This is a genomic window from Pseudomonas sp. R37(2017) (assembly GCF_002113375.1).
Lineage (GTDB): Bacteria > Pseudomonadota > Gammaproteobacteria > Pseudomonadales > Pseudomonadaceae > Aquipseudomonas.
Map to the genome: position 1 here is coordinate 70592 of NZ_NEHO01000022.1, position 16367 is coordinate 86958.

At 64.7% G+C, this 16367-nt stretch carries 3 protein-coding genes; all 3 read left to right on the plus strand.

The features are described from left to right. Window positions 1-11 precede the first annotated feature (11 nt). The 3 genes from CAG47_RS25100 to CAG47_RS25110 all read left to right on the plus strand — a co-directional run bounded on the left by CAG47_RS25100 (window position 12) and on the right by CAG47_RS25110 (window position 15972). On the plus strand, window positions 12-3110 hold the full coding sequence (locus tag CAG47_RS25100) for an amino acid adenylation domain-containing protein (protein ID WP_085728490.1): 3099 nt from the start codon (window positions 12-14) through the stop codon (window positions 3108-3110). Further along, window positions 3107-14911: an amino acid adenylation domain-containing protein gene (locus tag CAG47_RS25105; RefSeq protein ID WP_085728492.1), complete on the plus strand. Its 11805-nt coding sequence runs from the start codon at window positions 3107-3109 to the stop codon at window positions 14909-14911. Before CAG47_RS25100 ends, CAG47_RS25105 begins: the two co-directional genes overlap by 4 nt. Before the next feature lie 95 nt (window positions 14912-15006). Continuing rightward, window positions 15007-15972: an alpha/beta hydrolase gene (locus CAG47_RS25110; protein ID WP_085728494.1), complete on the plus strand. Its 966-nt coding sequence runs from the start codon at window positions 15007-15009 to the stop codon at window positions 15970-15972. Window positions 15973-16367: the final 395 nt, after the last annotated feature.

The following is a 16367-nucleotide window of genomic DNA, read 5'->3' on the forward strand; positions in this document are numbered from 1 at the left end:
GGACACCCGACATGAACACCAGCGCCCTCGAACCTTCGGTAGACGTATTCCAGACCTCGGCCCAGCAGGCCTTTTATTTGCGTGCCCAGGAGCTCGGCGCCCGGCCGCTGTTCGCCGCCCTGACATTGCCGCTGGCCGGGCCGGTGGACGCTCAGGCGTTGCGCCGAGCCGTGGAAACACTTGGCCGGCGCCATGAAATCCTGCGCACGCTGTACCGCCGCCTGCCGGGCATGAAATGGCCGGTGCAGAGCCTGTGCGATGCATTGCCGGTCACGCTGCCGGGCAACCAGCCTTCGGTGGCCGAGGCCTTGAGCCGCAGTCGCGAAGCCATGGTCGAAGATGCGAATCGAGCGCTGGTGGTGGCGCAGGTCGAAGGCGAAGCAGGGCAGTCTTTCATCACCCTGCTGACCCCGGCATGCAGCTTCGACGAGGTCTCGCTGCGGGTACTGTCGAGCGAGCTCGGCAGCCTGCTGCGCGGCGAAGCCCTGGCAGAAGACGAGGACGCGCTGCAATACCTGGACTACACCGCGTGGCAGGAGGAACTGCGCGAAGAGGATATCGGTCACCAGGGCGCGGCGTTCTGGCGCAACCTGCAACAGCAGTTCGCCGTGGTCCATCGTTTGCCTTTCGAAAAAGCCGCCGAAGTATCCCTGGCTCGCCGTCAGGTTGTGCGCACCGACGCCACCTGGCTCACCGAAGTGCAACGGGCCGCTGTTGAAACGGGCGTTGAGGCCGGGCAATTGGCGTTGTTGCTGTGGACCGCGTTCGTCGCCCGTATCGGCCAGCAGGAAAAGCTGCTGATGGGCTGGCAGGTGGACGGGCGCAACGAGCAAACCGCCGCCACCCTCGGACGCTTCGCCCGGCGTTTGCCGGTGGCCTTCGAGCACCGCAGCCAGCAGACACTGGCGCAAGCATTGGCAACCTTTGCGGCAAGCATCGAACAGTCACTGTCCTGGCTCGACTGCCTCAACGAGTTCGAGTCGAGCGCCGAAGGCACTGCGCCGTTTCGCTACGGCTTTGTCTATCAAACCGCTATCGAGGCCGGAATCGAGGTGGACGACGCCAACCCTGAAATCCTGCGTCTGCGTGTACAGGGCGAGCAGTTGCAGTTGTCGTGCCTTGACGGCGCGCTGCCAGAATCGATGCTGGCCGAGTGGCTGGAGCAGTTTGTCGAGTTCAGTCGCCAATTGCTGGCGTCCGCCGAATTGACCCTGGCTCAGGCTGACCTGGTGAGTGCTACGCAACGGAGTCGCCTGATCGAAGGCTTCAACCCGAACGCCACAGAACAGGCATTGCCGTATCGCTTTCTGCAAGAATTGTTCAGCGAACAGGCGCGCCTGCATCCGCAACGCATCGCCCTGAGCGTCAACGGCCAGCGCCTGACTTATGCCGAGCTGGATGCACGCTCCAACCAGGTGGCCAATACCTTGCGCGACCAAGGCGTGGCTCCGGACGAAATCGTCGCGGTCTATGGCCAGCGCTCGCTGGAAATGCTCATCGCCCTGTTGGGCACGCTCAAGGCCGGTGCGGCGTACTTGCCGCTGGACCCGAACTACCCCATCGAGCGTCTGGCGTTCATGCTCGCCGATACCGGCGCACGCCAGGTGCTGGCCTGCCAACCGCTGCCTGAAGCGTTGCACAGTGAGCGGACCCTTTCCCTGACGCCGGGGGCCGAGGTCTGGTCCGCCGCGCAAACCCGGCCCGAACCACAAGGCGACAGCGCGAATCTGGCCTACGTCATCTACACCTCCGGATCCACCGGCAAACCCAAGGGCGTGATGATCAGTCATGCCAACGCCGTGGCTTCGACCCTGGCGCGCAATGCTTTTTATCGCCAGCCGCTGCGCGCCTTCCTGATGCTCTCGTCGTTCTCCTTCGACAGTTCGGTGGCCGGGGTTTTCTGGGCGCTGGGGCAGGGCGCGACCCTGTGCCTGCCGGACGAAGACAGCTACAGGGACCCGGCCCGACTGGCCGCATTGATCCAGCAGGAAGAGGTTTCCCACTACCTGACCTTGCCGTCCTACCACGCACAGATTCTCGAACACTTCGACCGCCAGGCCCTTGCCTGTGTGATTGTCGCCGGCGAAGCGTGCAGCAATGCACTGGTGCAGAGGCATCGCGAGGTATTGCCGGGGGTGGCACTGGTCAACGAATACGGGCCGACCGAAGGTACCGTGTGGTGCTCGGCCTGGGAACTGCCCCAAGGCGACGAGGAAGACAGCATTCCCATCGGCCAGCCGATTGCCGGCATGCGCATCCACGTACTCGGCCCGGACCTGCAACCGGTGGCCGTGGGCGTCGAAGGCGAGTTGTATGTCGGCGGTGTCGGCATCGCCAGGGGTTATCTGCAGCGCGCCCCACTGACGGCCGAGCGCTTTGTTCCGGACCCATTCACCGCAAGCACGGGCAAGCGCCTGTACCGCACCGGCGACCTGGCACGCTATCGCGCCGATGGCGTGCTGGAGTATCTGGGCCGGGTCGATCAGCAGGTGAAAATCCGTGGTTTTCGCATCGAATTGGGCGAGATCGAAGCGGCCATGCGCAGTGCGCCCGGTATCGAGGACGCCGCCGTGATCGCCCAGCAAACCCCTAATGGCCCGCAACTGCTGGGCTTCGTGGTGGCCCCGGCCGACACCGCCGACATCCACCTCAACGCGTTGCGCAGCCATCTGGCGCAAGCACTGCCCGAGCACATGCAGCCGGCGCGCTTGCAGGTGCTGGAGCGTTTCCCGTTGATGCCCAACGGCAAACTCAATCGCCAGGCCCTGCTCGATCTCGACGTGCGTCACAGCGCCTTCGTTGCTCCGCGCAACGACCTGGAGAAAACCCTGGCGGCCATCTGGGCCGAAGCGTTGCAGGTCGAACGCGTTGGCGTGCATGACAGCTTCTTCGAACTCGGCGGGCACTCGCTGCTGGCCACGCGCATTCGTGCACGGATCCAGGAAGAACTGCACCTGGCGATCCCACTCAAGCTGTTTTTCGACGGCGATACCCTCGAACGCCTGGCGGTGGAAATCGAGCGGTTCCGCCAGCAAGGCGAGCACCAGCAAAACGACGTAGACGCCCTTGAAGCGTTGTTCGACGAAGTGGATGAGGAACACGCGCGATGAGTGCCGCACCGGACAGAATGATGACCCTGGCCCAGCGTTTCTGTGGCTTGAGTGCCCACGCCCGGCGTGCGTTGCAAGAAAAGATGCACGCTCAGGGGCTGACCCTGGAGCTGCTGCCGATCCCGCCACGGGACCGTAGCATCGATACGTTGCCGGCGTCCTACGCGCAGCAGCGCTTGTGGTTTCTCTGGCAGATGCAGCCCCAGGCCACCGCCTACAACCTGACCGGCGCCTTTCGCCTGAACGGCGAGCTGGACCGCGACGCATTGGCGCAAACCCTGACCGCACTGGTGCAGCGTCATGAAGTGCTGCGCACCACCTTCGTCTTCGATGATCAGCAAGTGCTGCAAAAGATTCACCCGCGGATGGACGCGCCGCTGGTTGAGGTCGTGGCGGCCAACGAAGGCGACTTGCAATGCCAGATCGCCCTGAACGCCGAGCAGCCGTTCGACCTGCTGCACGGTCCGTTGATGCGCTGCCGCTTGATCCGCCTCGAGGCCCGGCAACATGTGCTGGTGCTGACCTTCCATCACATCGTCACCGATGGCGGCTCGCTGCCGATCCTGCTGCAGGAATTTACCCGGCTGTATGGACAACTCAGTGCCGGGCAGGCCGCGCAGTTACCGGAGTTGGGCATCCAATACGCCGACTTCGCCCGCTGGCAGCGCCTGTGGCTGGAGGCCGGCGAAGCCGAGCGCCAGCTTGATTACTGGCGCGGACAGCTGGGCAACGAACACCCGCCGCTGAACCTGCCGACCGACCGCCGTCGCCCGGCGATCCCGAGCCAGCAGGGCGCCAGTGTCGAATTGAAAGTCAGCGCCGCGTTGACCGCGCAACTGCGTGAGCTGGCCCGCCGTGAAGGCTGCACCTTGTTCATGCTGCTGATGGCTGCTGTGCAGACGCTGTTGCACCGTTACAGCGGTGAACAGGACATTCGCGTCGGCGTACCGATTGCCAACCGTACCCGCCAGGACGTGGAAAACCTGTTGGGCTTTTTCGTCAACACCCAGGTGCTGCGCAGCCGGCCCCGGGCCGACCAGCCATTCGTGCAGTTGCTGGCCGAGATCAAGGCCGCGGCACTCGGCGCGCAGGTTCATCAGGACCTGCCCTTCGAGCAACTGGTCGATGGCCTGGGCGTCGAACGCAGCCTGAGCCACACGCCGCTGTTCCAGGTAATGTTCAACCACCAGCGCGACAATGGCGGCGCGCAACGCTGGGACCTGCCGGGGCTGAGCGTCGAACCGCTGGTCTGGGACGAAAAGACCACCAAGTTCGATCTGATGCTCGACACCGTCGAAGACGACGAGAGCATCCACGCATCGTTCGTGTATGCCACCGAACTGTTCGACGCTTCGACCATCGAGCGTCTCGGCCGGCACTGGCTGAACCTGTTGCAGGCGATCTGCGCTGACAGCACCGTAGCCCTGGCGGACCTGTGCATGCTCGACGCCGATGAGCAGCAGGCCACCTTGCTCGACTGGAACCGCAGCGCCGTATCGAATGTCGATCAGGCGAACGCCTTGTGCGCCCATCAACTGATCGAAGCCCAGGCCGCCGCGCACCCGTACAACATTGCCGTGACCTGCGACGGTGTCACCCTCACTTACGCCGAACTGAACCGTCGCGCCAACCGCATCGCCCATCGCCTGCGCGAGCGCGGCGTCGGCCCGGACGTGTTGGTGGGCATCGCCCTGGAGCGTTCGCTGGACATGATCGTCAGCCTGTTGGCGATCCTCAAGGCCGGTGGCGCCTACGTGCCGCTGGACCCGGAGTACCCGCAGGAGCGTCTGGCCCATATGCTCGCCGACTGCGGCACAGGCCTGTTGCTGACCGACTCCGCGCAGTTGCCACGCCTGCCATTGAGCGAGGGGATCGAGGTGATCTGCCTCGATCTCGCCCGCGACTGGCTGTTGGAGGCCAGTACCGACGACCTGCCGAACCTGGCTGTTCCAGAGAACCTGGCCTACGTCATCTACACCTCCGGCTCCACCGGCAAACCCAAAGGCACGCTGCTGCCTCACAGCAACCTGACGCGCCTGTTCAGTGCCACCGGGCACTGGTTCGGCTTCAATGCGGGCGATGTCTGGTGCCTGTTCCACTCCTATGCCTTCGACTTTTCCGTGTGGGAAATCTTTGGCGCGTTGTTCTACGGCGGCAAGCTGGTGGTGGTGCCTCACGGGGTCAGCCGCTCCCCGGAAGACTTCGCCCGCTTGCTCCGCGATGAGCGCGTCACCGTGCTCAACCAGACGCCCTCGGCCTTCCGCCAGTTGATGCCGTTTGCCTGCGCCAATGGGCAAGGCATGGCCCTGCGTTACGTGGTGTTCGGCGGCGAGGCGCTCGACGTGGCCAGCCTGCGTCCCTGGTACGACGCCTTCGATGACCGGCAGCCGTTGCTGATCAACATGTACGGCATCACCGAAACCACGGTGCATGTGACTTACCGCCCGCTGTCCCGCGCCGACCTCGATGGCGCCAACAGCTCGCCGCTGGGCGAGCCGATCAGCGACCTGCGCTGGTACGTGCTCGACCCGCGCCTGAACCCGGTGGCCAAGGGTTGCGTCGGTGAGCTTTACGTCGGCGGTGCCGGCCTGGCCCGTGGTTATCACCAGCGCCCAGACCTGACCGCCACGCGCTTTGTACCGGATCTGTTCGCCACTGCACCGGGCGTTCGCCTGTATCGCACCGGCGATCTGGCGCGTTACTGCGCCGATGGCAGCATCGAGTACGCCGGACGTATCGACCATCAGGTGAAGATCCGTGGCTTCCGCATCGAACTGGGAGAAATCCAGGCTCGCCTGCAAAGCCATCCGGCCATCGAGCAAGCACTGGTGCTGGCACCGCAGGTCAACGGCAGCCCGCAACTGGTCGCCTGGTTCACCGCGTGCGGCGACGACAGCGATTTGCGCCCGTCCCTGCGCGAACACTTGCAAGCCGGTTTGCCGGACTACATGGTGCCGGCGCATCTGCTCAAGCTCGACCACTGGCCGCTGACCGGCAACGGCAAACTCGATCGCGGTGCGTTGCCCAAGCCCGACGCGGCACTGGCGCAGCAGGCTTATACGGCGCCATTGGATGACGTGCAGAGCGAGTTGGCGGCGATCTGGCAAGACGTGCTCAAGCTTGAGCGTGTGGGCATCGAAGATAACTTCTTCGAGCTGGGCGGCGACTCGATCATCTCCATCCAGGTGGTCAGCCGCGCGCGTCAGGCCGGGATTCGCATCGCCCCGCGGGACCTGTTCCAGCACCAGACCGTGCAGAGCCTGGCGAAGGTGGCGGTACGCAGTGAAGGGATGCTCATCGACCAGGGGCCGGTGCGCGGCGAAGTGCTGCTGACGCCGATCCAGCACTGGTTCTTCGAACAATCCATCGAGGCCCGTCATCACTGGAACCAGTCGCTATTGCTGGAAGTGCGCGAGCCATTGCACAGCGGTTGCCTGCAACAGGCCCTGGCCGCGTTGCTGGAGCATCACGATGCGTTGCGCCTGCGTTTGCATCATGTCGACGGCGTCTGGCAACAGGCCCAGGCCGAGCAGTGGAACAGCGTCGAGGTGCTGTGGCAGCGTCAGGCCGCCAATGCCGATCAGCTGCTTGAACTGTGCAACGCCGCACAGGCCAGCCTGAACCTGCAGGACGGTCCGTTGCTGCGGGCCTTGCTGGTGGACATGGGGCCCCAGGGCCAACGCCTGTTGCTGGTGGTGCATCACCTGGCGGTGGACGGGGTGTCGTGGCGTTTGCTGCTTGAGGATTTGCAGACGGTTTATCGGCAGGCCCGGCAGGATCAACCCCTGCACCTGCCAGCGAAAACCAGCGCCTATCAAGCCTGGGCCGCGCGCTTGCAACGGCACGCCCGGAGCCCGGAGCTGGCGACGCAAGCCGCATACTGGCAAGCCCAATACCACGACGTGGCGGTGCAACTGCCTGCCGACAACCCCCACGGCAGTCTGGCCAGCCAGCATGCCGTCAGCGTGGAAACCGTGCTCGACAGCACTTTCACCCGCCAACTGCTGCAAGACGCTCCGGCGGCGTATCGCACCCAGGTCAACGACCTGTTGCTGACGGCGCTGGCGCGAGTCCTGGGGCAATGGACCGGTCAATCTTCAACGCTGGTCAAACTGGAAGGTCACGGCCGCGAAGACCTGTTCGACGACATCGACCTGACCCGCACCCTGGGCTGGTTCACCTCGATCTTCCCGGTGAAGCTCACCGCGACGGGCGATCTGGCCGCGAGCATCAAGGCGGTCAAGGAACAACTGCGCGCCGTGCCCGACAAGGGTATCGGTTTCGGCATCCTGCGCTATCTGGCCGACGTCGGCCTCGAGGACTTGCCGTCGCCGCAAGTCACCTTCAACTACATGGGCCAGTTCGACGCCAGTTTCGACGAGCAGGCGCCATGGCGCCCGGCGCAGGAAAGCGGCGGTGCCGAGCAGGGCGCGTCGGCCGAACTGGAGCGGGGCCTGAGCATCAACGGCCAGGTCTACGCGGGGCAATTGCGCCTGAACTGGACCTTCAGTGGCGAAGTGTTCGAAGCGCAAACGGTGCAGCGCCTGGCCGACGCCTATGCCCTGGAACTGCAACGACTGATCGAGCATTGCCTGGGCAGTGCCGGTGGCCTGACCCCGAGCGACGTGCCGCTGGTAAGCGTCGATCAGGCGCAACTCGATGCCTTGCCGCTGGCAGCGAGGCGGATCGAAGACATCCTGCCGCTGTCGCCGATGCAGCAAGGCATGTTGTTCCACAGCCTGTTCGCCCCGGACGCCGGTGCTTATGTGCCGCAGATGCGCTTGGATGTGCAGGGGCTGGACGTCGAGGTGTTTGGCAATGCCTGGCAGCAGACGCTGGCGCGCCATGAAGTGTTGCGCGCGGCGTTCTTCAGTGAAAGCAACGGTTCGCGCCCGCTGCAAGTGATCCTGGCCGATGCCACGCTGCCGCTGACCGTGCTCGACTGGCGCGATCAAACGGACCTGGTCCAGGCGCTGGATCGATTGGCGGATGAAGATCGCCTACGCGGTTTCGACCTGACGGCGGCGCCGCTGCTGCGCCTGACCCTGGTACGCACGGCCAGCGATGTTCATCACCTGATCTTCACCCACCACCACATCCTGCTGGACGGCTGGAGCACCTCGCAGGTGTTCGGCGAAGTGCTGCAACGGTACTCCGGCGTCATGCCCGCGCCGAGCGTCGGCCGTTACCGCGATTACATGACTTGGCTGGGAACGCGCGACCGTGCCGCCTGCGAAGCGTTCTGGCTGGAGCAATTGCAGCCGTTCGCCGAGCCGACGCGACTGGCCGGCGCATTGCCAGGACCGGTCGCAGGGCAGGGCGACGGTCATCGCACCCTGCACCTGAGCCTGGACCGCGCGGCCACCGAGCGCCTGGGCGGGTTCGCCCGTCAGGCCCGCGTCACGCCCAACACCCTGTTGCAAGCGGCATGGCTGGTGCTGTTGCAGCGCTACACCGGACAGCGAACGGTGGCGTTCGGCGCCACCGTGTCGGGGCGTCCGAGTGAGTTGCAAGGCATCGAACAGCAGGTCGGGTTGTTCATCAACACCTTGCCGGTGATCGCCACGCCGCACCCTGAGCGCACCGTGAGCCAATGGATCGACGAAGTCCAGGCGCTCAACCTCAAGTTGCGCGACGTCGAATACACACCGCTGGCGGACGTGCAGCGTTGGGCGGGCCACTCTGGCGAGGCGTTGTTCGACACCCTGCTGGTGTTCGAAAACTATCCGGTGGCGCAAGCGCTGGAAGAGGGTAACGCCACGGCACTGAAGTTCTCCGGTATCCGTCATCACGACCAGACCAGCTTCCCCTTGGCCATCGCCGCCGAGCTGGGCGAATGCCTGGACCTGCGCTTGAACTACGACACCGCGCTGTTCAGCGCCGAGGCCATCGAAAGCCTGGGCGCGCGCCTTGTGGCGTTGCTCGATGCCATGGTCCGTGGGCCGCAACAGCCATTGGGGCGCTTGAGCCTGCTCGATGCCGCGCAAACCGCGCAGCAGGTCGAAGGCTTCAACCGCACCGCACAGACCTGGGCGGATGTGCGCCCGGTCTACCAGTGCTTCGAAGCCCAGGTACTGCAGACCCCGCAGGCCCCGGCGCTGGTGTTTGCCGGCCAGACCCTCAGCTATGGCGAACTCAACCAGCAGGCCAACCGGCTGGCGCACCACCTGCGCAGCCAGGGTGTCGGCGCCGACGTGTTGGTGGGCATTGCCGCAGAGCGCTCGCTGGAACTGGTGATCGGCCTGCTGGCGATCATGAAGGCCGGTGGCGCCTACGTGCCGCTGGACCCGGACTACCCCCGTGAACGCCTGGCGCACATGTTCGACGACAGCGGCGTACATCTGCTGCTGACCCAGCGTCATTTGCTCGAGCAGTTGCCGATTCCGCCCGCCACCACGGCCATTTGCCTCGATGACATGGCCGGTTTGCCGGACGGCCTGAGCAACGAAAACCTGCCCGCCGTGGTTGAGCTGCAATCATTGGCCTACATGATCTACACCTCCGGCTCCACCGGCAAACCCAAGGGCGCGGCCAACCACCATGAGGCCTTGTACAACCGCCTGGCGTGGATGCAGGGCGCGTACCCACTGGACGGGCGCGACACCGTGTTGCAGAAGACCCCGTTCAGTTTCGACGTGTCGGTCTGGGAGTTTTTCTGGCCATTGATGACCGGCGCGCGCCTGGCGGTAGCCGAACCGGGCGCCCATCGCGATCCGGCGCAATTGGTCAGCCTGATCGAGCAGTACCAGGTCAGCACCCTGCATTTCGTGCCGTCGATGTTGCAGGCGTTTGTCCAGGGCGAAGGCTTCGAGCGTTGCGCCAGCCTGCGGCAGATCATGTGCAGCGGCGAAGCCTTGTCGGCGGACTTGCAGCACAACCTGTTCCGCGTGCTGCCCAACGTTGGCCTGTACAACCTGTACGGCCCGACCGAAGCGGCCATCGACGTGACCCACTGGACCTGTGTCGACGACGGCGGCATCAACGTGCCGATCGGTTATCCGATCGCCAACCTGGTGACCCACATCCTCGACGACAGCCTGCAACCGCAGGTGCCGGGTTGCGTCGGTGAGCTGTACCTGGGTGGCATCGGTCTGGCCCGTGGTTATCACAACCGTCCGCAGCTGACGGCCGAGCGTTTTGTCGCCAGCCCGTTCGCTGAGCGGGGCGAGCGTCTGTACCGCACCGGCGACCTGGCGCGTTACCGCGACGACGGCGTGATCGAATACGTCGGGCGCATCGATCATCAAGTGAAGATCCGCGGCTTGCGCATTGAGCTCGGGGAAATCGAAGCCTGCCTGCTGGAGCATCCATCGGTGCGCGAGGCCGTGGTGATCGCCCTCGACGTGGGCAAGTCCAGGCAACTGGTGGCTTACGTCACCGGTGATGCGACCCTTGATCCTCTCAAGCGACACCTGCGCAACGCGCTGCCCGAGCACATGCAGCCAAGCCATGTGCTGCTGCTGGACCGGTTGCCAGTGACGCCCAACGGCAAGCTCGACCGCCGGGCGCTGCCACAGCCTGACCAGGCAGTGCGCGAGTACGTGGCGCCGCGCACTGCCGTGGAAGCGACCTTGCAAGCGGTGTGGCAGGCGCTGTTCGAAGTGCCGCAGATCGGCATGCAGGACAACTTCTTCGAGCTGGGCGGCGATTCCATCGTCTCGATCCAGGCTGTCAGCCGCGCACGCAAGGCGGGCTTGAGCATTTCGCCCAAGCAGGTGTTCAGCCATCCGACCCTTGCCGAGCTGGCTACTGTGGCGCAAACGGTCATGGCGGATGAAGCCGTTCCAGCGCTGGTCGCATCGGCAGTGAAAATCGAGCTGAGCGAGGCGCAGTATCAGGCGCTGGAATTGACGGCGGACGAAGTCGAGGACGTTTATCCGCTGTCGCCGATGCAACAGGGCATGTTGTTCCACTCGGTGCAGGACGGCGATTCCGGGTTGTACGTCAACCAGGTTGAAGTGGGCATGCGCGGCGTCGATGGCCCGCGTTTCCGCGAGGCCTGGGCCGATGCCGCGCGGCGTCACGGGATTCTGCGCACCGTTTTCCTCTGGGAAGGCGACAAGGAGCCGTTGCAAGTGATGTTGCGCGCTGCGCCTGCGCTGCTGACCGAACTGGATTGGCGTGGGTTGGATGACCAGCCCGGACGCGTCCGCCAATTGGCCCTTGAGGAGCGCGAACGCGGCTTCTCGCTGAACCGTGCGCCCTTGCTACGCCTGTTGCTGGTGCGTCTGGAGGACGACCGCTATCGCTTGATCTGGACCTACCACCACATCCTCATGGACGGCTGGAGCGTGTCGCGCCTGATCGGTGAAGTGCTGCGTCATTACAGTGGTGAGGCGCACGAGCCGGTGGCCGCCTATCGCGACTACATCGACTGGCTTGGGCAGCAAGTGGCCGAGACCAGCGAGAGGTTCTGGAAAGGCAAGCTCAGCCACCTCGAAGGCGCCACGCACCTGGCTCGCGCCTTGCCGGTCAAGGCGCCGCAAGCCGGTCATCACGCGATCTACACCCACCTGGACGCCGGGCAGACCTCGCGTTTGCAGGCCTTTGTCCAGCAACAGCAAGTGACCCTCAACACCCTGGTGCAAGCCGCGTGGCTGCTGCTGTTGCAGCGCTACACCGGCCAGCGCACGGTGACGTTCGGCGCCACCGTGTCCGGGCGCCCGCAAACCCTCGACGGCTCGGAGCACATGCTCGGGCTGTTCATCAACACCTTGCCGGTGGTCAACAGCGTGCCGACGCAAACCTGCGTCGGTGACTGGCTGCGCGAGATCCAGGCCTACAACCTCGACATCCGCGACTTCCAGCAAACCCCGCTCAGCGATATCCAGCGTTGGGCCGGGCAGGGCGGGCAGTCATTGTTCGACAGCATCATCGTGTTCGAAAACCAGCCGGTGGACCGCACCCTGCGCGAGTGGAACGGTGACGCCCTGCGCTTCGAAGACGTTTGCGATTTCGGCCTGACCAGTTTCGCCATGGACCTGATGGTCAGCCTCGACGAGGGGCTGCGCATCGAGTACATGCACCAGCGCGATCAGTTCGATCTGGCCACCGTGGAAATCCTGCGCAGCCACATGGAAAGCCTGATGCAGCGCCTGTGCGACGACGCCGGACGCGCCGTCGGTGAACTGGGCCTGCTGACCCTGGACGAAGGCCGGGCGCTGGACGGCGAGTTGCCGGTGGTGGCAGAAGGTGACGAGACGCCGGTACACGAACTGATCCGTCAGCGTGCGCGACTGCAACCGGAGCATACGGCGCTGGTCCTGAGCCATGCCGAGGGCGACGCCGAACACCTGAGCTATGCCGAACTGGACCGGCGCTCCGATGCGCTGGCGGTGCATCTGCTGGAACAGGGTGTACAGGCCGAAGACGTGATCGGCGTGTTCATGGAGCGCTCGCTGGAGCTGGTGGTGTCGTTGCTGGCGGTGATGAAATGCGGCGCCGCCTACGTGCCGCTGGACCCGCAATACCCGCAGGAACGCCTGCGCTACATGATGGCCGACAGCGACATGCGCCTGTTGCTGACCCAGGAGCGGCTGCGCGATAGCGCGCAACTCAATCCGGGCACGGCGATGCTGGCGGTGGATCGCTTGAACCTCGACGTCGAGGTGGCGAGCCCCTCGTGCACGGTGCACGCCGAGCAACTGGCCTACCTGATCTACACCTCGGGTTCCACCGGCAAACCGAAAAGCGTCGCCGTGGCCCACGGGCCGTTGAGCATGCACGTGCAAGCCATCGCCGAGCTGTACGAGATGGACCCGGACAATCGCGAACTGCATTTCATGTCGTTCGCCTTCGACGGCGCCCATGAACGCTGGATCACTGCGCTGATCAGCGGCTCGACCCTGGTGATCCGCGATAACAGCTTGTGGACCGCCGAACAGACCCTGGCCGTGCTGCACCGCCAACGCATCAGCGTCGCCTGCTTCCCGCCGGCGTACCTGTTGCAACTGGCCGAACACGCCGAGTTGCAGGGCGGCGATCCACCGCCGGTGCGCATCTACTGCTTCGGTGGCGATGCGGTGTCGGACGCCACCTTCGAGCGGGTCAAGCACACACTCAAGCCGCAATACCTGGTCAACGGCTACGGCCCGACGGAAACCGTGGTCACGCCGCTGCTGTGGAAAATCGCCGCCGACGGCCATTGCCAGGCGATGTACGCGCCGATAGGCCAACGTGTCGGCAGTCGTAGCCTGCATGTGCTGGACATGGACCTCAACCCGCTGCCGGTGGGCATGGTCGGTGAGCTGTACATCGGCGGGCGGGGCGTCGCCCGCGGCTACCATCGCCACCCGTGGACGAGCGCCGAGCGCTTCGTTGCCGATCCGTTCAGCAGCGAAGGCGGGCGCCTGTACCGCAGCGGTGACCTGGTGCGCCGTCGCGAGGATGGCGTGTTCGATTACGTCGGGCGCATCGACCATCAGGTCAAGGTGCGCGGTTTCCGCATCGAGCTGGGCGAAATCGAGGCCCGCTTGCGCGAGCAGGCCGGGGTCAACGATGCGCTGGTGGTGGTGCGCGACAACGGCCAGGGGCCGCAACTGGTGGGCTATGTGGTGGCAGTGCAAGACGATGGCCTCGGCCCGCGTTGCCTGGCGGCATTGCGCGAGAGCCTGCCCGACTACATGGTGCCGATGCAGGTCGTGGTGTTGCCGCGCTTCCCGCTGACCCCCAACGGCAAACTCGACCGCAAGGCCTTGCCGGCTCCGGCCTTCAGCGGCCGCGACTACGTGGCACCGCGTACAGCGCTGGAGTGGGCGCTGGCGGACATCTGGCAACAGGTGCTGGGCATCGAAAAGGTCGGCATTACCGACAACTTCTTCGAGTTGGGCGGTGATTCGCTGCGCACCCTCAAGGTGATCTCGAAAGTGCGTGCCCTGAATGAGCCGGACTTCCAGCTCAAGCTGCGGGACATGATGGCCAAACCGACGATTGCCGGGCTGTCCGGTGCCGATGAACAACCTGTGCGCCAGAGTCCGCAGCCGCTGTTGTTGCTCAACCAGCCGGTGGACGAACAGCCGGCGCTGTTCTGCCTGCACGCCGGTTTCGGCACGGTGTTCGACTACGAACCGCTGGCCCGGCGCCTGGAGGGTGAGCGCACGGTGTACGGCGTGCAGTGCCGGATGCTGCTCGACCGGCAGTGGCAGGACACCTCGCTTGCGCAGATGGCCGCCGATTACGTCGAGGCGATCCGCGCCCGGCAGCCCCAGGGGCCGTACCATGTGCTGGGCTGGTCGTTGGGCGGGGCATTGGCGTTACTGGTCAGTGACCTGTTCGAACAGCAGGGCCAGCGTGTGGCGTTCGTCGCTCTGGTGGACAGCTTTGTGCCGACCCAGGCCAATGCTGTCGCCAGCCCGGAGGAGTGGCGTGTGGACCTGGCCGAGTTCCTCGGTGCGACCCTGGGCATGGAGGGCGAGGTGATTGACCGGGTGTTGAGTATCGAGCCGGTGGGGGACCACGACGCGGTGAGGCGAATCATTCGCGCGGTGATCGACAGCCAAAGCGATCAGGCCAGCGGTTATGCGCTGCTTGGTGCCGATGAGTTGGCCCAGACATTCATGGTCGGCACGCGCTTGAAGGCGCTGTCGCGGCAAGTCGACACCCTGCCGATCCCACAAGCCGCGCTGCATTGCTGGTGGGCCGATGGCAACCCGACGGACGAACGCGCGACCCTTGAACGTCGGCAGCCTCGGTTGCGCAAGGTGCAAACGGTGAAGGCTGGCCATTTCGATATCCTGCAGCAGGGTGAGTGTCTGGACGCCGTGGTGGCGGCGCTTGGCCGCGAGGTGGTGGCGCAACTCTAGCGCTTGCACGGAGCAAAGACAGGCTCGCCCTAATGAACGGTCCTCACGGTTCGTTTATCAGGGCGAGCCTGTTTATTTTTTGGAGAATACCGCCCATGGCACTGCACCCGGACATCGAAGGGTTTCTAGAGCTGGCCGAGTTCGGCCGCCTCAGCGGCAAAAGCCAACCCATGCATGAGCTGAGCCCTGACCAAGCGCGACAGCAATTCGAGCAAACCTCACAGTTGCTCGATGCGGCCCCGACGGGCGCATTGACGGTGACGGCGGTCAGCATGACGGCGCGGGACGGGCATTTGCTCAATGCGCGGCTGTATGCCAGGCCGCAACCGGACAGCGAACCGCGCCCGGTGTTGTTGTACTTCCATGGCGGCGGTTATGTGGTCGGCAGCCTCGATTCCCACGACACGCTGTGCCGGCGCCTGGCGCTGGTGGGGGAGTTTGCCGTGTTGTCGGCGGATTATCGCCTGGCGCCGGAACATCGTTTTCCTACCGCCTACAACGATGCCGAAGACGTGACGCGCTGGCTCGCGGTCACCGGAGCCAAAGCGTTGGGACTGGACGCGAATCGGCTAGCGCTGGCCGGAGACAGCGTCGGCGGCAGCCTGGTGGCATCGCTGTGTATCGCCATTGCCCAGGACCCGCTGGGCTGGCCCTTTGTACCGCGCCTGCAAGTGTTGCTGTACCCGGTGATCGACGCGGTAAAAAAACGCCCGTCGCTTGCGCGCTTCGCCGAAGGCTATCTGCTGGAGGCCGCCACGCTGGAGTGGTTCTACCAGCAATACCAACGCAGTGAAGCGGATCGCGCCGACTGGCGTTTTTCGCCCCTGTACGCCGAGGACTTGCAACGGCTGACGCCGACGGTGCTGTGGCTGGCCGAGTACGACCCGTTGCTCGATGAAGGCCTGGCCTGGGCCGAGAAACTGCGTGCCGCGGGGCAACCTCTGGTACTGGAGGTCAAGGCCGGCATGACCCACGACTTTGCACGGATGGGCGAAATGGTCCAGGAAGTGCCAGGGATGCTGGTGCAATTGGCGGCGCAGATCGGCGAGAGTTTGAGCTGATGTATGGCTGCCCCTGTAGGAGCGAGCAAGCTCGCGATGGTGGTGTGTCAGGCGACGTGGATGTTCGATGTACCGCCCTCATCGCGAGCATGCTCGCTCCTACAGGTATATATGGCGTTCCCGGGATTTTTGCCTGGCCGTGATCTCCTGTAGGAGCGAGCAAGCTCGCGATGGCGGTGTGTCAGGCGACGTGGATGTTCGATGTACCGCCCTCATCGCGAGCATGCTCGCTCCTACAGGTATATATGGCGTTCCGGGGATTTTTGCCTGGCCGTGATCTCCTGTAGGAGCGAGCAAGCTCGCGATGGCGGTGTGTCAGGCGACGTGGATGTTGGATGTGCCGGCCTGATCGCGAGCATGCTCGCTCCTACAGGTATATATGGCGTTCCCGGGAT

Excerpts from the sequence above, each read along its gene's own strand:
- CAG47_RS25100 (WP_085728490.1), top strand. The coding sequence starts at position 12 with ATGAACACCAGCGCCCTCGAACCTTCGGTAGACGTATTCCAGACCTCG.
- CAG47_RS25105 (WP_085728492.1), top strand. The coding sequence starts at position 3,107 with ATGAGTGCCGCACCGGACAGAATGATGACCCTGGCCCAGCGTTTCTGT.
- CAG47_RS25110 (WP_085728494.1), top strand. The coding sequence starts at position 15,007 with ATGGCACTGCACCCGGACATCGAAGGGTTTCTAGAGCTGGCCGAGTTC.